Below are 20,362 nucleotides of genomic sequence, written 5' to 3'. Positions count from 1 at the left end.
GTATGAATTTTAAGAAGTTTTCTCAGCTAGGGCAGGCCTTTATGCTGCCAATCTCAATTTTGCCTGTTGCTGGTCTCTTACTGGGAATTGGAGGCGCCTTATCAAATAGTAACGCTGTAGCACAATTTCCTGTATTGGATCAAGCGTGGTTGCAAGCTGTATTCACTATCATGAGTACGGCAGGTAGTGCGGTATTTGCGAATTTAGCGTTGATTTTTGCAATTGGTGTTGCTGTAGGTTTGGCAGATGCTGATAAGGGGACTGCTGGCCTATCTGCTGGGGTTGCATACTTGGTTTATACGGCTACTATTAGTGGATTTTTAACTCTTTTTGCAGATAAGGGAGCAAGCATTGATACTGGAGTTTTGGGCGCTTTAGCGATTGGTATCACTGTTGCAACTTTACACAACAAATACCGAAAAATTGAATTACCAGCCTTTCTTGGTTTCTTCGGAGGCTCTCGCTTTATTCCAATTATTTCATCATTTGCAGCAATTGCGATTGGTTCCATTTTTTATATAATTTGGCCACCGATTCAGAATTTGTTAGTTGATTTTGGTAAGGCAATAGCAGAGATGGGAAGTTTTGGAACTTTCTTATATGGTTTTGGATTACGTTTGACAGGTGCATTTGGCTTGCACCATACCATCTATCCAATGTTTTGGTATACTTCATTAGGTGGAAGTGAAGTGGTAGCAGGTGAGACAATCCAAGGTGCGCAAAATATTTTCTTTGCTCAATTAGCAGATGCGAATCACACAGGCTTATTTACTTATGGAACTCGATTTTTTGCTGGTCGATTTGCAACGATGATTTTTGGTCTACCAGCATCTTGTTTGGCTATGTATCACGCAATTCCTAAGGAAAATCGTAAGAAGGTTGGCAGTTTTTATTCAAGTAGTGCATTAACTTCCCTATTGACAGGAATTACCGAGCCAATCGAATTTTCTTTCTTGTTTGTTGCTCCATGGCTATATGTTGTTCACGCATTTTTAGATGGACTATCATTCTTAGTCGCAGATCTCCTGCAAATTCGTATTGGGAACTCATTTTCTGGTGGGCTTATTGATTACTTGATTTTTGGTGTTTTCCAAGGAAATGACAAAACCAATTGGATTTACGTGATTCCTGTTGGCTTGCTTTGGGCAGCAGTTTATTATCTGGTTTTCAAATTTTTAGTAACCAAATTTCACGTGCTAGTTCCTGGTATGGAAAGCAGTGACCAAGCATCACATTCTGAAAAAGTTTTATCAAACGGTTCTAGTCTTCGTGATAATGCAATTGCTATCATCGATGCTCTTGGTGGAGCAGATAATATTGAGAATGTGACTGCCTGTGCAACTCGATTAAGAGTATCGCTCAGAAATAGTGGTCTTGTGGATAAGGGAGTTATTCAGTCTATAGGTGCAACGGCTGTTTTGGATGTAAAAGGAGGAATACAGGCTATTTTCGGAGGTAAGGCTATTCTGTATAGCCAAGAAATCAATCAAATTCTTGGTCTGGAAGAATAGGGTTATATTTAAGCGAATTAAAAGCATTCAAACTGTACCTATCGGGTATTTTGAATGCTTTTTGTTTTATTAAGATTGTTATGAAATAGCAAGACGGATGAATTATTCTCTAATGGTTTGCTTGAAAATATTCTCTTTTTTCTCCTTGTCAATAGCTAAAAAATAGGCGTAGATAATATCTAGCATGATGAGCAGGGGGATTTGGGGTGAGATACGATTGCCGTAATTGAGGTGGTGGACAGAGGCGACTGGAATGATTTGGTCAAAAGTTGGATGGAGAAAACTCCTAGTTGTTAACAGGGCGGTAGGAATCCCCTTTTGAGCAGCCAGCTGGAGATGCTCCATGACCTCTTCTGTCTGACCAGACAGAGAAAGGCCGATAACCAGGCAACTAGGGTCTAAAATAGTAGTTGTCCAAATAAGATTGTTTTTATCAGTAATTGCATCACAGACTACACCCAGTCGCATAAAGCGGGATTTAATTTCCATTGCAACCAAACCAGAACTGCCGATTCCGTAGAAATAGACACGCTTGCTACTGTCAATCAGTTTGGCAATTTCTTCCAATTTTTCTTCATCAACGAGTTTATTGGTAGCAGTTAGGATTTCCTCATAGTCTACCAAGACTTTTTTTGTTAGGCTCCGCTGTAATTTTTCAAAATGTTTATCCAAATACTGCTGGTTATTTTGAAAAGCGAAAACAAATTCCCTGTAGCCAGAAAATCCACATTTTTTGGCAAAACGGGTAAGAGCAGATGGAGAAATGTGGAGTTGCTGTATAGTGTTTTCTTGGCTAAGATCGGCGCTAGATGGGTCTAACTGAGTAAAATAACAGGCAATCTGCTTTTCAAGTCTAGTCATTTGATCCAGATGAGACTCAATGATGGCAGTGATGTGTTTCGGTGTTTGTAACATTTTCCATTCCTCTGATAGCTTCTGAGGACATTATACCACTAAAAACCCCTCATTGATAGGTTTTATGATATAATGGAAACGTAAAAGGAATGTAAGATTATGTATATTGAAATGATTGATGAAACAGGGCAAGTTTCTGCTCAAATGCAGGAGCAGATTACGGAATTGCTCCAGTTTGCTGCCGAAAAAATTGGCAAGCAGAATAAGGAAATGGCTGTGACTTTTGTGGACAATAAGCGTGTCCATGAGGTTAACTTGGAGTACCGAGGGATTGACCGTCCGACAGATGTTGTCAGCCTAGAATATAAGCCAGAGTCGGAGATTGTTTTTGATGAGGAAGACTTACTGGACAATCCTGAATTGGCTGAAATGATGGAAGATTTCGATGCCTATATTGGTGAATTGTATATTTCTATCGATAAGGCGCGTGAGCAAGCTGAAGATTATGGTCATAGCTATGAGCGCGAAATGGGCTTTTTAGCTGTACACGGTTTTCTGCATATCAATGGCTATGATCATTATACGCCAGAAGAAGAAGCAGAAATGTTTGGTTTACAAGAAGAAATTTTGACGGCCTATGGACTTACAAGAGAATAATTCAAAAAATCGCTGGAAAAACCGAGAATTGATTGCTAGTCTAGAATTTGCAGTAACAGGTTTGTTGACAGCTTTCAAGGAAGAACGCAATATGAAGAAGCACCTTGCTTCAGCTATTCTTGTAGTGCTTGCGGGACTTATTTTCCAAGTATCTGTGACAGAATGGCTCTTCCTCTTGCTCAGTATTAGTCTGGTTATCGCTTTTGAAATTGTGAACTCGGCTATTGAGAATGTGGTGGATTTGGCGTCAGACTATCATTTTTCTATGTTGGCAAAGAATGCAAAAGATATGGCAGCAGGGGCAGTCTTGTTTGTGTCAGGATTTGCCTTGTTGACAGGATTGATTATCTTTGTGCCGAAAATTTGGGACTTTATTTTTTAGAATATAAGGAGAATACATGACATTTAAGTCAGGTTTTGTGGCGATTTTAGGTCGTCCAAACGTTGGGAAATCAACCTTTCTCAACTATGTAATGGGGCAAAAAATTGCCATCATGAGTGACAAGGCTCAAACAACCCGTAACAAGATTATGGGCATTTATACGACAGAAGAAGAGCAGATTGTCTTCATTGACACACCAGGAATTCACAAGCCAAAGACGGCTTTGGGTGACTTTATGGTGGAATCTGCCTATAGCACCCTTCGTGAAGTGGACACGGTCCTCTTTATGGTGCCAGCCGATGAAAAACGAGGCAAGGGTGATGACATGATTATGGAACGGCTCAAGCAGGCCAAGGTTCCAGTTATTCTCGTTGTTAACAAGATAGACAAGGTTCATCCAGACCAGCTTTTGGAACAGATTGATGATTTTCGTCAACAGATGGACTTCAAGGAAATTGTGCCAATTTCTGCTACCCAAGGGAACAATGTAAACCGCCTCATGGAAATTCTCAAGGAAAACCTAGACGAAGGCTTCCAATATTTCCCTGCGGACCAAATCACTGACCACCCAGAACGTTTCTTGGTGTCTGAGATGATTCGAGAGAAGGTTCTACACCTGACCCGTGAGGAAATTCCGCACTCTGTGGCAGTCGTCATAGAGTCCATGAAACGTGATGAATTTACCGACAAGGTCCACATCCGAGCGACGATTATGGTTGAGCGTGATAGCCAGAAAGGCATCATCATCGGCAAGCAAGGAGCCATGCTCAAGAAAATCGGCTCCATGGCTCGTCGTGATATTGAATTGATGTTGGGCGACAAAGTCTTCCTCGAAACCTGGGTCAAAGTCAAGAAAAACTGGCGAGACAAAAAACTCGACCTCGCCGATTTTGGCTATAATGAGAAAGAGTATTAATAAGGTTCGGGGAACCTTATTAACCCGAGCCTAGAAATTGGAGAGCGAGGAAGTTTGGGGGACGTGTTCGACGTTTCTCACATCATTCTAGAATGATGTGAGAAACTAGTAAGTCGCCTAGGGAGTGAGAAAGAACTCAAATGGTCAAAAAAGAGTTCGTCTTCTCACCCCCGCACAGTTGATTAGGTCAGATTTGGAGTGTGAAATACGAACGAATTTGCCAATCAACCACTGCGCTGAGATGTTGACACGAACTCTGAGAAGTGGCATAGGGCTTGAGATGCCGTAAGTTGAGTAGCTTTTCAAAGCACTCAACTTTGGCGAGTTGAACCCGAGCTTGAAAACTAGAGAGCGAGGAAGGTTCGGGGGAGCGAAGCAGTCTGGGAATAGACTGTTTCAGCAGGTCACATAGGAATGTGAAAGTGACCATTTGAAAACCTGAGCTTAGAAATTGGAAGGCGGGATAGCCTGGGGATAGGCTGTCTAAGTCAATCACTTAGAAATAGTTAGCAGAAAAGCCGAAAGGCTTTTACTGCGTTATGGAAAAATCTTTTTAGTAAACAAGAAAGGAAAGCCGATTAGGTGTTGTAATTGAACTCGCCTACGACTCTTTGAAAAAAGACAACCGTGACCTAGGTGCCGAAGCACCGTCGGTCAGGTTTCTATTTGCTTTGTAATTTTGTTAGAAAGGACGAGTGTTAGCGTACTTGAACCCGAGCTAAAAGCTCGGAAAATAGATAGAGCTCCTTGTGTGCAAGTCACACAGCGTCGCTCTCCTAATTTTCAGTCGCTTTTTACGCTCTTGGTATCGTACATTGCCCGAATTGCCTGAGGTTGAGACGGTTCGTCGTGGTTTGAATCGGTTGGTCAGGGGAAAGGTCATCGAAAAGGTCGAGGTGTCCTATGCTCCTATGATTAAGACTGGTGTAGATGCCTTCTATCAGGACTTGATTGGTCAGGAGATTTTAGATGTGGATCGGCGTGGCAAGTATCTCTTGATTTACCTGACAGGCCATGTCCTCATTTCCCACTTGCGAATGGAAGGCAAGTACAATTTCTTTCCTGACCAGGTGCCAGCCAACAAGCACTTCCATGCCTTTTTCACCTTCACGGACGGCTCAAGCTTGGTTTATCAAGATGTCCGCAAGTTTGGCACAATGGAACTGCTGGGCAAGGCGGATGTGGATGCCTATTTTATCAGTCGAAAAATTGGACCTGAGCCGACGGAGGAAGATTTTGACTTAGAAGAATTTGCCAATAAGTTAGCTAAGTCGAAAAAGCCTATAAAAGCTTATCTTTTGGACCAGTCTTTGGTGGCTGGTTTGGGCAATATTTATGTCGATGAGGTCTTGTTCAAGGCACAAGTTCATCCTGCTCAAGCAAGTAATCAGCTATCGGCTGAGCAGGTGGCAGACCTCCGTCAAGCTACCATAGAAGTTCTGCAACTGGGTATCGAAAAAGGAGGCTCAACCATTCGGACCTACAAAAATGCCTTGGGCATGGACGGGACTATGCAGGATTATTTACAAGTTTATGGAAAGACAGGACAGGCTTGTCCCCGTTGCCAGACGGAGATTGTCAAAATCCAGCTGGGCGGTCGTGGGACACATTTCTGTCCCACGTGTCAGGTGAAACATGGCTAAAGTTATTGGTTTAACAGGCGGTATCGCCTCTGGAAAATCAACGGTTACAGCTTTTTTGCGAGAACAGGGCTATCCAGTCATCGATGCGGATGCGGTTGTTCATGAATTACAGGCCAAGGGCGGTAAACTCTACCAGGTCTTACTTACTGAGTTTGGGGAAGCTATCCTGTCAGCTGATGGCAGTCTAGATAGGGCTAAGCTGGGCCAGGCTGTTTTTGCGGATAGCAAATTGCGGGCTCGCCTGTCTGACCTGCAGGACCAAATTATCAGACAGGAGCTGTTAGACAGAAGGGACGCCCTCAAGCAGACTGAGGATGTAATTTTCATGGATATTCCTCTGCTCTACGAGGCGGATTATAGCGGGGAAGTAGATGAAGTCTGGCTGGTTTATGTCGATAGAGCGCAGCAGTTGGAACGGCTTATGAAACGTAATGGCTTAGCTGTTCAAGATGCGGAAAATCGTCTGGCTGCTCAGCTTTCTTTAGAGGAAAAACGGTCGCAAGCCCAGATGGTGATTGACAATAGCGGAGCGGTTGAGGCGACCTTAGCACAGGTTGCGCAACTTTTGGAGGAATTAAAGGATGGACGACGGTAGTAGTTATTGGAAGCAGAATTTGAAGGTGGCTTGGTTGGGAAATTTCCTAACAGGGACGAGTTTTACCTTGGTTATGCCTTTTATCTCGGTTTTTGTGGAAGAGTTGGGGGTAGGTCCTGGACAGGTAGAATATTATGCGGGACTTGCGGTATCTGTTAATGCCCTTGCGGCAGCCTTGATGGCACCTATTTGGGGGAGTTTGGCGGACCGTTACGGTCGCAAGCCCATGATGGTGCGGGCTGCTTTTGCTATGATTTTTACTATGGGTGGTATGGCCTTTGTACCAAATGTTTTTTGGTTGCTTGCCTTACGTGTCCTAAACGGGGTATTTACAGGGTACATTCCCAATGCTACTGCCTTGATTGCCAGTCAGGTTCCAAAGGATAAGACGGGGTATGCTCTGGGTACCTTATCAACAGGTGCGGTAGCGGGTAATTTGATTGGTCCGACCCTAGGTGGTATCTTAGCAGAGATGTTTGGTGTACATATGGTATTTTTGCTGGTGGGACTTCTTTATGCTATCGTTGTGTTACTGACCGTTTTCTATATTCGAGAGGATTTTGTTCCAATCAAAAAAGGCGAAGAAATGTCGGTTAAAGAGGTATTTGAGCAGGTGAAAGATCGGCAGATGCTGGTTGGGCTTTTTGTGACTTCTATGATTATTATTGCAGCTGCTCAGGCTGTTGTTCCTATATTGACCCTCTATGTGCGGCATTTGGGACAGACAGATAATCTGTTATTTGTTGCTGGTTTTATCATTTCCTTGCCTGGTATGGCATCGCTAGTGACATCCGGTTATTTAGGGAAAATTGGTGATCGTATTGGTAATCATCGACTTCTATTAATTGCTTTGACTTACAGTCTGTTGATTAATGTTTTCTGTGTTTTTGCAGAAAATCCTTTCCAGCTTGGTTTGTTGCGATTCATGTATGGTTTTGGGACAGGAGCATTGTTGCCTTCGGTCAATTCTCTTTTGACCAAGTTGACCCCAAAAGAAGGGATTTCAAGGATATTTTCCTACAACCAACTCTTTAATAATCTAGGTTCTGTTGTTGGTCCCATGATGGGGTCTGCGGTGGCTGCTCACATGGGTTATGACTGGGTTTTCTATCTGTCGAGCGGACTTGTCCTCTTTAACCTTATCTGGTCTTTGACCAATTTTAGAAACTATTTGAAAGTAAGGGATGTTTAGTGAGAGTTAAAATCAATTTACAATGTTCAGAATGTGGTAGTAAGAACTACTTGACTAGCAAAAACGCCAAGACTCATCCAGATAAGATTGAAGTCCTTAAATACTGCCCAAAAGAGAGAAAAGTAACCCTCCACCTTGAAACTAAGTAGGTTTTATGGTATAATGTCATAAGTTATTGTAGAAAGTGAAAAAAATATGTATCAAGCATTATTAGCAATTCTGTTGATTTTATCTGTTATTTTGATTGTAGTGATTTTTATTCAACCGGCTAAAAACCAGTCTAGCAACGTCTTTGACTCTTCTAGTGGAGCCTTATTTGAACGTACAAAGGCCCGTGGTTTTGAAGCGGTGATGCAACGCATTACAGCTATTCTTATTTTTCTTTGGATGCTGGATGCGCTGGCACTTGTTATCATTTCAAGTAAGTAGATAAATCAGACTGGGACTTGTTCTTGGTCTATTTTTTTGGGAGTGGGCCAGAACTTGACAAGTATAAAGAATTCCCCTCACTTCCGCATTGATTGGTTCGGGCTTTTATGGTCACTTTCTTATTTTTAGGTGACCAGCTGAAACAGTTCCCCAAACTGTTTCACTCCACTGGACTATTTTACTCCACCCCCGCATAAGTTGAATAGGTATGGTTCGGAGCGTTACGCGAACTATTGAGATTTGCTTTGCAAATCCTATCTCCCACCTCCAACAATCATTTGATTGTTGGAGCAATCAGCCACTGCGTCTGGATATAACGCAAAATACAGTCTTTTAGTTTGCTTTTAGTACTAGACAACGAGCTGCAGACTGTACTGAAGTACGACAAAGCGAGTTCAAATAATGATGAAATTATTTGAAGTTGGAAATAGGGAAACGGAGTTTCCTCGTACGTCGCAGTAATAAAAGATAAACTAAAGGACTGAAAGAGAAATAGTGCTAGGTTTTTATCCTGCACTCTGGTAAATACAAGATGAAAAACGAAATTATAAACTATATTAAAGAAGTTGGTCCTGTGACCATGGACCAGCTGGCAGATCAGTTTGGAGCCAGTTCTGCTAAGAGCTTCACAGACTTGGTCAAGCTGGTTTCTAGCATGGAAGGCAGCCGTCAACTTGTCTTTGACAATGCTGGTCGGATTACTCTTCCTGCTCCAAAAATCTCCAAAAACAAGGTGACCTTACAGGGCATTTTCCGTGCCCACAAGTCAGGCTTTGGTTTTGTGACCATTGATGAGGAGGAAGATGATCTCTTTGTCAGTCGTGACGATGTTAATTTTGCCATCGAGGGAGACCGAGTGGAAGTGGCGATCAAGAAAGTGGCGGACAGGCTCAAGGGGACGGCTGCGGAAGCGGAAGTCATTGATATTTTGGAACATAGCCTGAAAACAGCGGTGGGCTTGATTGTTTTTGACGAAGACAGACCTGAGTATGCAGGCTATATCAAGTCTAAAAACCAGAAAATCGCTCAGAAGATTTACATCAAGAAATCACCTTTGGTATTGACCGGAACGGAAATCCTCAAAGTCGATATCGAGGCCTATCCAAACAAGAAGCGGGACCACTTTGTTGCGACCATTCGGGACGTGGTGGGCCACAAGGACGATGTGGGGATCGATGTCTTGGAAGTTTTGGAATCCATGGACATCGTGTCGGAATTCCCTGATGAAGTCTTGGCGGAGGCCAATCGAGTGCCAGAAAGTCCGTCAGAACAGGACTTTGAAGGACGCTTGGACCTGCGAAATGAAATCATCTTCACCATTGACGGTGCGGATGCCAAGGACTTGGATGATGCGGTCCATATCAAGCAGCTCAAGAATGGTAATCTGGAGCTGGGTGTCCATATCGCTGATGTCAGCTACTATGTGACCGAAGGCTCTGCCTTGGATCAGGAAGCTGTCAAGCGAGGGACTTCTGTCTATGTGACCGACCGTGTGGTACCGATGCTGCCAGAACGCCTGTCAAACGGCATTTGTTCCCTTAATCCAAATGTGGATCGTCTGACCCAGTCGGCTATTATGGAAATTGACCGCAAGGGAAAGGTGGTTAAGCACTGGATTGGCCAGACGGTCATCAAAACCACCTTCCGCATGACCTATTCCGATGTCAATGACATGATTGCGGGCAATCAGGAAAAGCTGGCTACATACAAGGCAATCGTGCCAAGTGTGGACCTCATGGTCAAACTCCATGAGACGCTGGAAGCCATGCGCTATAAGCGTGGGGCTCTCAACTTTGATACAGCTGAAGCTAAAATCATCGTCAACAAGGATGGTCTGCCAGTCGATATTCAACTGCGCCAGCGGGGCATTGCCGAGCGGATGATTGAGTCCTTCATGCTGGCTGCCAATGAGTGCGTTGCCGAGCATTTTGCCAAGCTTGACCTGCCTTTCATCTATCGGATCCACGAGGAGCCTAAGTCAGACAAGTTGCAGAAGTTCATCGACTATGCGACTAGCTTTGGCTTGACGGTTTACGGTACGGCCAGCTCTATCAGCCAGGATGCCCTTCAGGATCTTATGGAGCGGGTCAAGGATGAGCCCTATGCGGATGTCCTCAACATGATGTTGCTGCGTTCCATGCAGCAGGCGCGTTACTCAGAGTACAACCACGGCCACTACGGACTGGGTGCGGAGTTTTACACCCACTTCACCAGTCCTATCCGCCGTTATCCCGACTTACTTGTTCACCGTATGGTGCGGGAATATGGTCACAATCCTGCGGAAAAAGCAGAGCATTTTGAGCAGGTCATTCCAGAGCTTGCCAAGTCTTCGTCCAGTTTAGAACGCCGTGCTATTGAGGCAGAGCGGGAAGTTGAAGCCATGAAGAAGGCAGAGTTCATGCAAGAATTTGTCGGGAAAGAGTTTGATGGTGTCGTGTCTAGCGTGGTCAAGTTTGGTCTCTTTGTAGAGTTGCCAAATACAGTTGAAGGTCTGATCCATGTCACCAACCTCAACGAATACTACCAGTTCCACGAGCGGACTCTGACCTTGCAGGGTGAGAAATCTGGTTGTGTCTTCCGTGTCGGTCAGCCAATTCGTATCAAGCTAACGCGGGCGGACAAGATGACAGGGGAAATCGATTTTGCCCATGTGCCGTCCGAGCTGGATATTGTCGAAAAAGCTTTGAAAGCCAAGCGGAGAACGGCTAGTCACTCCAACCGCGATCGTGATGATCGGTCAGGGCGAGGACGGGGCAAGCACCACAAACAAGAAGCTGCTGGTCGCGACAGCGGACGTCACAAGTCTGGGAAAGACCACAAGTCTAAGGCTGGAAAGTCAGACAAGAAAAAGAAACCATTTTACAAGGAAGTAACCAAAAAGAATAAGAAAAGGAGATAGGCATGGCCAAGGGTGAGGGCAATGTGATTGCACAGAATAAAAAAGCCCGCCACGACTATACCATTGTCGATACAGTGGAGGCGGGGATGGTTCTGACGGGGACGGAGATTAAGTCTATTCGTGCGGGGCGGATCAACCTTAAGGACGGCTTTGCCCAGATCAAGCAGGGCGAGGCTTGGTTGGTCAATGTCCATATCGCTCCCTACGATGAGGGCAATATCTGGAACCAGGAGCCAACGCGGACCCGCAAACTTCTCTTGCGGAAGAAGCAAATCGAGTCCTTGGGCAATGAGGTCAAGGGAACAGGGATGACCCTGGTGCCCCTCAAGGTCTATATCAAGGACGGCTTTGCCAAGGTCTTGATTGGGCTTGCCAAAGGGAAGCACGACTACGACAAGCGAGAGTCAATTAAACGCCGTGAGCAAGACCGCGATATTAAGCGGACTATGAAGGCGATAAATAATCGATAAGAACTGGGAGAAATCCTGGTCTTTTATTATAGTAAAACAAGAACCCCAGACAGTTTCGAGACTATCTGGGACTTATTGTTTATCTTACTCCACCGTCACCATTGCTTTAATGGTTTTGCGGTTTGCCATATCTTTGTAGGCTTGGTCGATATTGTCTAGGCTGTATGTCTGAGTAAAGACACGGCCTGGGTTGATGTCGCCTTTGAGAACAGCATCGAGCAGGATTTCTTTGTCATAGGTTGTGACGGAGGCAGATCCACCACCGATGATGATATTTTGAGCAAAGGTTGAGCCGAGCGCGTGGTTGTTGTAATGAGGAACGCCAACGAAACCAACACGGCCACCGTTATGTAGGACACCGAGGGCTTGTTCGATGGAGGCTTCTGTACCGACACATTCAAGAGCAGCATCAGCGCCACCGCCAAGAATTTCACGAACTTTAGCAATGCCTTCCTCACCACGTTCTGCCACAACAGCAGTTGCACCTGATTCCAAAGCCATTTGCTGACGGTCAGCATGACGGCTCATCATGATAATCTGAGAAGCTCCCCGCATTTTTGCTGCGATAACGGCACATTGCCCCACTGCACCATCACCGATGACAACAACCTTGTCACCAGGTTTGACATTTGCAACACGCGCAGCATGGTAGCCTGTTGGCATAACATCTGCCAGAGTCAAGAGAGATTTGATCATACCTTCTGAGTAGTCACTTGGCTGACCAGGAATTTTGACCAAGGCCCAGTTGCCGTAGTGGAAACGAATATATTGAGACTGGTAGTTGTTGCCCCAGTTGGTGTAACCTGGATGGTTGTCACAAGTACCGTCAAAGCCAGCACGACAGGCATCGCAATGTCCGCAACCGTGTGTAAATGGAACAATCACAAAGTCACCAGGAACAAGGGTTGTAATGTCCTCGCCGACTGCCTCCACAATCCCGATGGCTTCATGACCAGAGTTAGTGTCACCATGGTCATGGTGAATGTCTTCTCCGTAGCCCCAAAGGTCTGAACCACAGACACAGGCCCGCACGACCTTGATAATGACATCATCTTTGGCTTGAAGGCTTGGTTTTTCGATTTCTGCAACGGTCATCTTACCGGCTTTTTCATAAATAGCTACTTTCATATTCATCACACACTTACTTGTCAGTAAATATCCTTTCTGATTGAAATAGTCTTTCAGTTTGCTTTTAGTACTAGCTCTAACTGTCTGGGGGACAGTTAGAGGTTGGATATAGAACGAACTAAGTTCGTGTCAAAAGTTGCAGACAGCTTGTGCAGTCTACCAGACTGTGCCAGGTTGACAATGAGGCTTGCGAAAGCAAGTCACTTACACAAAGTACGGCAAAGCGAGTTCAAACAATCCAGTGGAGTGTTTGAAGTTGGAGATAAAGAAACGGAGTTTCCTCATACGTTGACGTAATAAAAGATAAACTGAACGACTATAAGACTTATTATACACCTTGGAGTTCACTCTAAGTCAAGAAAAAAATGGGTTTGAATTCATATTTCCTTTGTGATAGACTAAGTGTATCGGAAAGAAAAGGAGAGATAATGACGGTTTTAGTTCCTTACAAACGCATGCCCATTTGGAATCAGGATACGGTTCCCCAGCATTTTTTGACCAAGCACAATACCAAGGTGGGGACTTGGGCAAAAATCAAGGTCTTGAGGGGTCAACTCAAATTTGAGCCGATCTCAGATCATAATGAAATTTTAGGAGAATATGTCTATGGTCCGACAGATGATATTCCTTTTGTGGAGCCACAGGCTTGGCATCGGGTGACCTTATTGACAGAGGATACGGAGTTTTTCTTGGAATTTTTCTGTCAACCAGAAGACTATTTTGCCAAAAAGTATGACTATACGCGAACCCATTCAGAGGTCTTAGAGGCATTGAAAATCATCGAGCCTTGTAAGGTCTTGGACTTAGGCTGTGGTCATGGTAGGAACAGTCTCTACTTGGCTCAGCAGGGATTTGAGGTGACGGCGGTCGATAAGGATGTGCCAAGTATTCGGACACTCTTGCAGGTCAAGGAAGTGGAGGACTTGGACTTGCAGGCTGGGACCTATGACATCAATTCAGCCAGTCTGGAGCAGGACTACGACTGGATTATCTCGACTGTGGTCTTCATGTTTTTGGAGCGGGATAGGGTACCAGCCATTATCCGCAATATGCAGGAGCAGACACGACCTGGTGGCTATAACTTGATTGTGGCGGCCATGGATACAGAAGATGCGCCCTGTCCTATGAATTTCTCCTTTACTTTTGGAGTAGGTGAGTTGAAGGAATACTACCGTGACTGGGAACTGGTCAAGTACAATGAAGATTTCGGTCAACTTCACAAGCGGGATGAAAATGGCCATTTCCTCAAGATGCGGTTTGCGACCATGCTGGCTAGGAAAAAAGGATAAATATTTTTTTGAAAGCACTTGCAAGGCAGGTGCTTTTGCGTTACAATGTAGGTGCAAATGGGTAAATCATATTATACTCCACGAAAATCACCTTCTGGTTGGATAAGAGACTTGTGTAAAATAGTCTCTGAGTTTATATCTCTGGAGGGCGCCTACTTCTGATTTTCACAGAGTATCAGGAAAGGAGAAGTCTATGAAAAAGACTTTTGTTCGTATAGCCACATTTCTAATGTTGGTTTGCCTATTCCCTGTTCAACTTGTTCAAGCCTGTTCAGGCTTTATTATTGGGAAAGGGTTGACAACGGATGGTTCTATCCTTTATGGTAGAACGGAAGATTATCCCTATCCACCAGATAATGGAGCGCACAATAAAAATTATATTGTGGTTCCAGCAGCAACCTATGCCAAGGGGGATATGTTGGTGGATGAATCATTTGGTTTCACAGCACCACACTTGGCAAATGAGTTCAAGTACACCTCTACGCCTGATGCGGCACGTGGGGATGGGTCAAACGGTAATTTTGGTGCGCATGGATTTAATGAAAAAGGTGTGTCCATGACTGCTACTGTTACAGCTATTCCAAATAAAAAAGTTTTAGCTGTTGACCCATTGGTAACTGCGGGGGGACTAGGTGAGGCCATTTTGATTGACTATGTTCTTCCTAGAGTCACCAGTGCGCGTGAAGGTATCGAATTAATTGCGAAGACAATTGATGAAAAAGGTTCGGCAGAAGGGAATATCATTGTTATTGCTGATAAGAATGAAGTTTGGTACATGGAAATTTTGTCAGGCCACCAATACGTAGCCATCAAGTTCCCTGAAGACAAGTATGCAATTTTTGCAAATACTTACTATCTAGGTCATGTTGATTTTACCGATACAGAAAATGTGATTGCTTCTGCAAAGGTTGAAGAAGTAGCCAAACAGGCTGAAAATTATATGATGGTTGATGGGAAGTTCCATATTGCCAAATCATATGGACCTGAGAATTATGCTGATGGTGATCGTTCTCGGACATACGCTGGTATAAAATTGTTAGATCCAGCATCGCCTGTAACCTATGAAGATGCTGTGTATGATTTGCTACGTCAGCCAACAGACCCAAGTCGTCGCTTTAGTTTACAAGATACCTTTGCCTTACAACGTAACCGTTTTGAACATCTTCCAGAATTTCGTCCAGATGATGAAGCGGGTAAGGTAAAACAAGGGGATAACGGTGCGAATGATCAAGCGGCAGATGCGACTTATAAATACGCTCTTGGTAATGAAAATGTCATCGATGCCCATGTTTATCAGATCAATAGTAGCTTACCATCAGCCTTCGGTGGCACAGTGTGGTTGGGCTTGGCTCAGACAAGGAATACACCGTATGTTCCATTTTATGGTATTGTGACTGATACTTATGAAGCCTTTAAAAATCGCTCAGCTTCTTACGACACGAATTCATGGTACTGGACGGTACAAAATATTGATAAGATGGCCATCTCACACCCAGAGTTATTTGGTACATCAATTCAAGAAAAATGGATTGCACTTGAAAAAGAATGGATTGCTTCACAGGCAGCTCTTGATGCTCAATATGCTGGACTTTCAGAAGATGCAGCCGTAGCTCTGGCTCCAACTGTAACAGAGGCAACCTTGGCTCGTTCAGCAGAGATTTTTGCCCAACTAAAAGCTGTTGAAACTGAAATGATGGCAAAAATTGAAGCAGCAACAACTCCGTCATCAAGTAGTACTGAACCATCGACCAGCACTGAGCCATCATCAAGTGGTACCGAAACTTCAACCAGTACTTCAACCAGTACTTCAACCAGTACAAGTCAGTCTACAAGTGCTTCTGACACAGGAGGAGCTACGGATACTTCCTCCTCAAGCGGAACAGTAGTGTCTTCTGATAAGAAAGTAACACCTACCAATAAAAAAGGTAAATCAAGTCTTCCTAGTACAGGTGAGCAAGTCAGCCTCTTGTTGGTGGCGCTAGGTGTTGCAGGAATTTTAACAGCAATTTTTCTTCATCGGAAAAAATCCAGTAAAGAATAAATGAATATGTAAAAGTAGGTTGGATTGATTTCAATCTACTTTTTTGAAACAACTTTGTTTACAAATGTAGTCGTATATTGTATAATTTGTTTACAGATGTAGTCGGAAAAGGAGTAACCTATGAAACAAGCAAGCTATCCCATTCAAGGTATGACCTGCGCTTCCTGTGCTATGACGGTTGAGAAAGCGGTTGGTAAATTAGCAGGAATGGAAGAAGCTAGTGTCAACCTAGCGACTGAAAAATTGAGTGTTAGCTATGATGAAAAGCTTTTGGGACTAGAGGATATTCGTCAGGCAGTTGAAAAGGCGGGTTATCAGCTAGTCGATAACTTGGTGACCGAGTCTTATGACATTTCAGGCATGACCTGCGCTTCCTGTGCTATGACGGTTGAAAAAGCTCTGGGCAAACTAGAAGGTGTAGAAGAAGTCAGTGTCAATCTGGCAACAGAAAAGGTGACCATCCGTTATAGCCGTGATAGGCAAAATCCAACCAGTCTTGAAAAAGCAGTTGAGCAAGCAGGCTATCAACTGATTAGACCAGAAGAAGTGGAAGAGACGGTGGGTAAGGAACCAAGCAAGGAAGCCAGTCTTTGGAAACGATTTGTCTGGTCAGCAGTCTTTACACTTCCCTTGCTCTATATTGCTATGGGTCCTATGTTGCCCTGGGGTGGGCTTCCATTACCAGCCTTGCTCCATCAACCGCTAGTCTATGCGGTCAGCCAAGTCATCTTGCTCATCCCTGTACTTTATATGGGACGCAGTTTTTTCAAAAAGGGCTTTAAAACTCTCTTGCAAGGTCATCCCAATATGGATTCCTTGATTGCCGTTGGGACAGGAGCAGCCTTGGTCCAAGGTCTTTTGATGATTGTCTTTCTTCTGATGGGGAAAGAAGTAGCCATGCACGGTTACCATCCAGAACTGTATTTTGAATCAGCTGCTGTTATCTTGACCTTGATTACCCTGGGAAAATATTTTGAAGCTAGAGCCAAAGGTCAGACTTCTGAGGCCATTAAGAAGTTGATGAATCTGGCTCCTAAGACTGCCCAGGTCCTACGAAATGGGCAGGAAATACAAGTACCGATTGAAGATGTGGTAGTCGGTGACCAGGTCCTTGTTCGCCCAGGTCAGCAGATTCCTGTTGACGGTCAAGTTCTAGAAGGCCAGACACGTGTCGATGAATCCATGATGACGGGTGAGAGCCTGCCAGTGAAGAAGGCTCAAGGCGACAGTGTTTTTGGCGGTACCCTTAACCAGCAAGGTGCCATTACCATGCAGGCTACCAAGGTTGGTCGTGATACGACTCTGGCTCAGATCATTCGCTTGGTAGAAGAGGCTCAAGGGTCTAAGGCCCCCATTGCCAAATTAGCTGACCAAGTATCTGCCGTCTTTGTGCCAGTTGTCATGGGCTTGGCTTTCTTGTCGGGTCTGGCCTGGTACTTCTTGGGGCAAGAATCATGGATTTTTTCACTTAGTATTATCATCGCCGTCTTGGTCATCGCCTGCCCTTGTGCTCTGGGTCTAGCAACTCCGACGGCTATCATGGTTGGGACTGGAAAAGGGGCAGAAAACGGTCTTCTGTTCAAGTCTGGTCAAGCTATTGAAACCCTACAAGGTGTGAACACCATTGTCTTCGACAAGACTGGGACTATTACTGAGGGCAAACCCCAGGTGACAGACATTCATCTGGTGTCTGCTAAAAATCGTGAGCAGGTCCTCCAGCTGGCAGCAAGTAGCGAGCAATTTTCCGAGCATCCTCTGGCTCAGGCCCTCCTGCAAGCTGCTCAGACAGAAAAGATTGATTTGTTGCCTGCCAGCGATTTTCAGGCACTTTCAGGTCGAGGTCTTTCGGTAACAATAGCAGAGCAGTCTATTTATCTGGGCAATGAGCGGTTGATGAGGGAAAAAGAAATTGATTTATCTCAAGGGCTTGCAGTAGCGGAGGCATTTGCCCGACAAGCTAAGACGCCTGTTTTCCTAGCCAACCAAGAAGGCTTGCTGGCAGTCATTGCCATTGCTGATAAAGTGAAAGATACCAGTCGCCAGGCTGTACAGGCTTTGCAAGCTATGGGCTTAGAAGTAGTCATGCTGACAGGGGATAATGAAAAAACTGCCCAGGCAATTGCTAGGGAAGTCGGCATTACACAGGTGGTCAGTCAGGTTCTGCCAGATGACAAGGCCAATCAAGTCAAGCTCTTACAAGAAGAGGGTAAGACTGTTGCTATGGTAGGTGACGGCATCAACGATGCCCCAGCTCTAGCTCAAGCCCATGTGGGTCTAGCCATTGGTTCAGGGACTGATATTGCTATTGAGTCTGCCGACATTGTCCTCATGCATAGTGACATTTTGGATGTGGTTAAGGCCATCAAACTCAGCCAGGCAACCATGCGAACTATTAAACAAAATCTCTTCTGGGCCTTTGCCTATAACGTGATTGGTATTCCAATCGCCATGGGGTTGTTACATGTATTCGGTGGGCCTCTGCTCAATCCTATGTTTGCAGGTGCAGCCATGGCTCTCAGCTCAGTGTCAGTCGTCTTGAACGCTCTGCGATTGAAAAGAGTGAACATAAACTAAAATACCAGTCAAAAAACTGGTATTTTTTTACATAAACGCTTACAATAGATATATTAAGTGCAAGGGAGATAGATATGACAACCTTTATTGGAAAACCGGTGACCTTGGTAGGTCCGCAATTAAGAGTGGGGGATGTAGCCCCTGATTTTGTCCTCATGGCCAATGACTTGAGCTTGAAAAGCCTGAAAGACTTTGGCAAGCAGACCAAGGTCATCAGTGTTGTGCCTTCTATTGATACAGGGATTTGTGATACCCAGACCCGTCGCTTCAATCAGGAACTGGCTGACCGTGACAATACGGTTGTTATTACGGTTTCAGCAGACCTCCCCTTTGCCCAAAAACGCTGGTGTGGCGCTGCAGGTTTGGAAGATGCCATCACCCTGTCTGATTACTATGACCATGCCTTTGGTAAATCCTACGGTGTGCTCATGCGGGAGTGGAATTTGCTGGCGCGTGTGGTCTTTGTCCTCAATGCCGACAATGAAATCACCTACGTAGAATACTTGGATAATGTCAACGAACATCCAGACTATGATGCGGCTTTGGAGGCTGTTAAATAAAGATATAACGGTGCCGGAACAGGCATCGTTTTTTGATGGAATATTTTTGTCTAATTTGATATACTAAATTTATCAAAAACAAGGAGGGTCTTTTATGGAAAAGACACAGATTATTCAGGATGTTTTGGCCCTCATTCAAGACTTGAATCGGGCCTTTCAAGCAGATAAAGTAGGAACAGCTGATGAACAACGGTTCCAACATAATCTGACAGAGACGACACGCATATTGTCGGAGGCTGAGTCTGTTACCAATACAGAACTGATTGCGATTGAGAAATTTTATCGTTCGACCAGTTTTTTGGTTGGACTGGGCGACCTGCGATTGAGTGAAACCAGCAGGCAGGCTTGGCGGGCATTTGACCGATATTACTACGAAACGATCAGAGAAGAACTCAAACTCTATGGCGGCTCTGCTATTGCCCAAGTGTAAAAGATGAAGGAGAGGGTGAAAACCCTCTTTTGTGCTATAATAAGTAGTAAGAATACAGTTGTTAGGAAGAGAAGAAGCGAGGTGTGCCATGTCCTACATCCAAGTAAAGAATTCGTCAAAATACTACCAAATGGGGGATGCGACCATTGTGGCCAATGACAGCGTGTCCTTTGAGATTGAGCAGGGAGAGCTGATCATCATTCTGGGTTCATCTGGTGCGGGCAAATCCACTCTGCTCAATATCTTAGGTGGCATGGATAGCAACGATGAGGGGGAGGTTTGGATTGACGGTGTGGATATTGCCAAGCTTTCAAGTCATGAACTGACCAATTACCGTAGAGATGATGTAGGTTTTGTCTTTCAATTTTATAACTTGGTTGCCAATCTGACCGCCAAGGAAAATGTGGAACTGGCAGCAGAAATCGTCAAGGATGCCTTGGATGCCGAGGAAGTCTTGGAACAGGTCGGACTCGGTCACCGAATCAATAATTTCCCTGCTCAGCTCTCAGGTGGTGAGCAGCAACGGGTGGCCATTGCCCGTGCTGTTGCCAAAAAGCCTAAAATTTTGCTTTGCGATGAACCAACTGGCGCTCTGGACTACCAAACAGGTAAGCAGGTCTTGCAAATCCTACAAGATATGTCCCGCAAGCAGGGGGCGACGGTGATTATCGTGACCCATAATAGTTCCCTAGCCCCTATTGCAGACAGGGTCATTCGGATGCGGGACGCCCGTGTGCACTCCGTTGAGTTACACGCAGAACCACAGGATATTGCAAGCCTAGAATATTAGT

At 44.7% G+C, this 20,362-nt stretch carries 19 protein-coding genes; 17 read left to right on the top strand and 2 right to left on the bottom strand.

Annotated features, from left to right (window positions below):
• Nucleotides 1–2: 2 nt before the first annotated feature.
• On the top strand, nucleotides 3–1,511 hold the full coding sequence (locus ODU37_RS07010; RefSeq protein ID WP_012027342.1) for a PTS transporter subunit EIIC: 1,509 nt from the start codon (nucleotides 3–5) through the stop codon (nucleotides 1,509–1,511).
• A gap of 102 nt (nucleotides 1,512–1,613) precedes the next feature.
• Here ODU37_RS07010 and ODU37_RS07005 read toward each other — a convergent pair whose 3' ends face one another.
• Nucleotides 1,614–2,426, bottom strand: a complete 813-nt coding sequence (locus ODU37_RS07005; RefSeq protein ID WP_249562453.1) for a MurR/RpiR family transcriptional regulator — start codon at nucleotides 2,424–2,426, stop codon at nucleotides 1,614–1,616.
• Between the two features lie 99 nt (nucleotides 2,427–2,525).
• Between ODU37_RS07005 and ybeY the strand changes: the two genes are divergently transcribed.
• The 10 genes from ybeY (at nucleotide 2,526) to smpB (ending at nucleotide 11,549) form a co-directional block, all read left to right on the top strand.
• Entirely contained in the window at nucleotides 2,526–3,023 is a 498-nt protein-coding gene (gene ybeY, locus ODU37_RS07000) for an rRNA maturation RNase YbeY (protein WP_002935749.1), read from the top strand.
• Nucleotides 3,004–3,405: a diacylglycerol kinase family protein gene (locus ODU37_RS06995; protein WP_002935751.1), complete on the top strand. Its 402-nt coding sequence runs from the start codon at nucleotides 3,004–3,006 to the stop codon at nucleotides 3,403–3,405. The genes ybeY and ODU37_RS06995 overlap by 20 nt, the downstream gene beginning before the upstream one ends.
• Nucleotides 3,406–3,421: 16 nt before the next feature.
• Complete coding sequence (era, locus tag ODU37_RS06990) at nucleotides 3,422–4,321, top strand: GTPase Era (protein WP_002935752.1); 900 nt, start codon at nucleotides 3,422–3,424, stop codon at nucleotides 4,319–4,321.
• Between the two features lie 815 nt (nucleotides 4,322–5,136).
• Nucleotides 5,137–5,964: a DNA-formamidopyrimidine glycosylase gene (gene mutM, locus ODU37_RS06985; RefSeq protein WP_044758651.1), complete on the top strand. Its 828-nt coding sequence runs from the start codon at nucleotides 5,137–5,139 to the stop codon at nucleotides 5,962–5,964.
• On the top strand, nucleotides 5,957–6,559 hold the full coding sequence (gene coaE, locus ODU37_RS06980; protein ID WP_398580444.1) for a dephospho-CoA kinase: 603 nt from the start codon (nucleotides 5,957–5,959) through the stop codon (nucleotides 6,557–6,559). The genes mutM and coaE overlap by 8 nt, the downstream gene beginning before the upstream one ends.
• Nucleotides 6,546–7,751 (top strand): multidrug efflux MFS transporter, encoded by a 1,206-nt coding sequence (locus tag ODU37_RS06975; protein WP_024382497.1) that lies wholly within the window; start codon nucleotides 6,546–6,548, stop codon nucleotides 7,749–7,751. The genes coaE and ODU37_RS06975 overlap by 14 nt, the downstream gene beginning before the upstream one ends.
• The gene (gene rpmG / locus ODU37_RS06970; protein WP_012775228.1) at nucleotides 7,751–7,900 is read left to right on the top strand and encodes a 50S ribosomal protein L33; all 150 of its coding nucleotides are present in this window, start codon (nucleotides 7,751–7,753) and stop codon (nucleotides 7,898–7,900) included. The genes ODU37_RS06975 and rpmG overlap by 1 nt, the downstream gene beginning before the upstream one ends.
• 46 nt (nucleotides 7,901–7,946) lie before the next feature.
• Nucleotides 7,947–8,180: a preprotein translocase subunit SecG gene (secG, locus tag ODU37_RS06965; RefSeq protein WP_012027334.1), complete on the top strand. Its 234-nt coding sequence runs from the start codon at nucleotides 7,947–7,949 to the stop codon at nucleotides 8,178–8,180.
• Nucleotides 8,181–8,712: 532 nt separating this feature from the next.
• Nucleotides 8,713–11,079, top strand: coding sequence for a ribonuclease R (rnr, locus tag ODU37_RS06960; protein ID WP_249562454.1), 2,367 nt, complete (start codon nucleotides 8,713–8,715; stop codon nucleotides 11,077–11,079).
• A gap of 2 nt (nucleotides 11,080–11,081) precedes the next feature.
• The gene (smpB, locus tag ODU37_RS06955) at nucleotides 11,082–11,549 is read left to right on the top strand and encodes an SsrA-binding protein SmpB (RefSeq protein ID WP_044763500.1); all 468 of its coding nucleotides are present in this window, start codon (nucleotides 11,082–11,084) and stop codon (nucleotides 11,547–11,549) included.
• 84 nt (nucleotides 11,550–11,633) lie between these two features.
• On the opposite strand, the gene ODU37_RS06950 is transcribed toward smpB, so the two are convergent.
• Entirely contained in the window at nucleotides 11,634–12,677 is a 1,044-nt protein-coding gene (locus tag ODU37_RS06950; RefSeq protein WP_249562455.1) for a zinc-binding dehydrogenase, read from the bottom strand.
• A 428-nt stretch (nucleotides 12,678–13,105) separates the two neighbouring features.
• Here ODU37_RS06950 and tehB point away from each other — a divergent pair, with 428 nt between their 5' ends.
• The 6 genes from tehB to ODU37_RS06920 all read left to right on the top strand — a co-directional run bounded on the left by tehB (nucleotide 13,106) and on the right by ODU37_RS06920 (nucleotide 20,361).
• Nucleotides 13,106–13,966 (top strand): SAM-dependent methyltransferase TehB, encoded by an 861-nt coding sequence (gene tehB, locus ODU37_RS06945; protein ID WP_249562456.1) that lies wholly within the window; start codon nucleotides 13,106–13,108, stop codon nucleotides 13,964–13,966.
• A 193-nt stretch (nucleotides 13,967–14,159) separates the two neighbouring features.
• The gene (locus ODU37_RS06940) at nucleotides 14,160–16,007 is read left to right on the top strand and encodes a C69 family dipeptidase (protein ID WP_044754888.1); all 1,848 of its coding nucleotides are present in this window, start codon (nucleotides 14,160–14,162) and stop codon (nucleotides 16,005–16,007) included.
• Between the two features lie 120 nt (nucleotides 16,008–16,127).
• Nucleotides 16,128–18,581 (top strand): heavy metal translocating P-type ATPase, encoded by a 2,454-nt coding sequence (locus ODU37_RS06935; protein WP_249562457.1) that lies wholly within the window; start codon nucleotides 16,128–16,130, stop codon nucleotides 18,579–18,581.
• A gap of 74 nt (nucleotides 18,582–18,655) precedes the next feature.
• Nucleotides 18,656–19,141 (top strand): thiol peroxidase, encoded by a 486-nt coding sequence (gene tpx / locus ODU37_RS06930; RefSeq protein WP_024395974.1) that lies wholly within the window; start codon nucleotides 18,656–18,658, stop codon nucleotides 19,139–19,141.
• Between the two features lie 94 nt (nucleotides 19,142–19,235).
• The gene (locus ODU37_RS06925) at nucleotides 19,236–19,571 is read left to right on the top strand and encodes a hypothetical protein (protein ID WP_002935785.1); all 336 of its coding nucleotides are present in this window, start codon (nucleotides 19,236–19,238) and stop codon (nucleotides 19,569–19,571) included.
• Between the two features lie 88 nt (nucleotides 19,572–19,659).
• Nucleotides 19,660–20,361 (top strand): ABC transporter ATP-binding protein, encoded by a 702-nt coding sequence (locus ODU37_RS06920; RefSeq protein WP_044754885.1) that lies wholly within the window; start codon nucleotides 19,660–19,662, stop codon nucleotides 20,359–20,361.
• Nucleotide 20,362 lies beyond the last annotated feature (1 nt).

It is taken from the genome of Streptococcus sp. 2021WUSS109 (assembly GCF_044427305.1).
Taxonomy (GTDB): domain Bacteria; phylum Bacillota; class Bacilli; order Lactobacillales; family Streptococcaceae; genus Streptococcus; species Streptococcus suis.
Note: the sequence above shows the minus strand (reverse complement) of the source record. Positions and strands in the feature narration are given on the sequence as shown.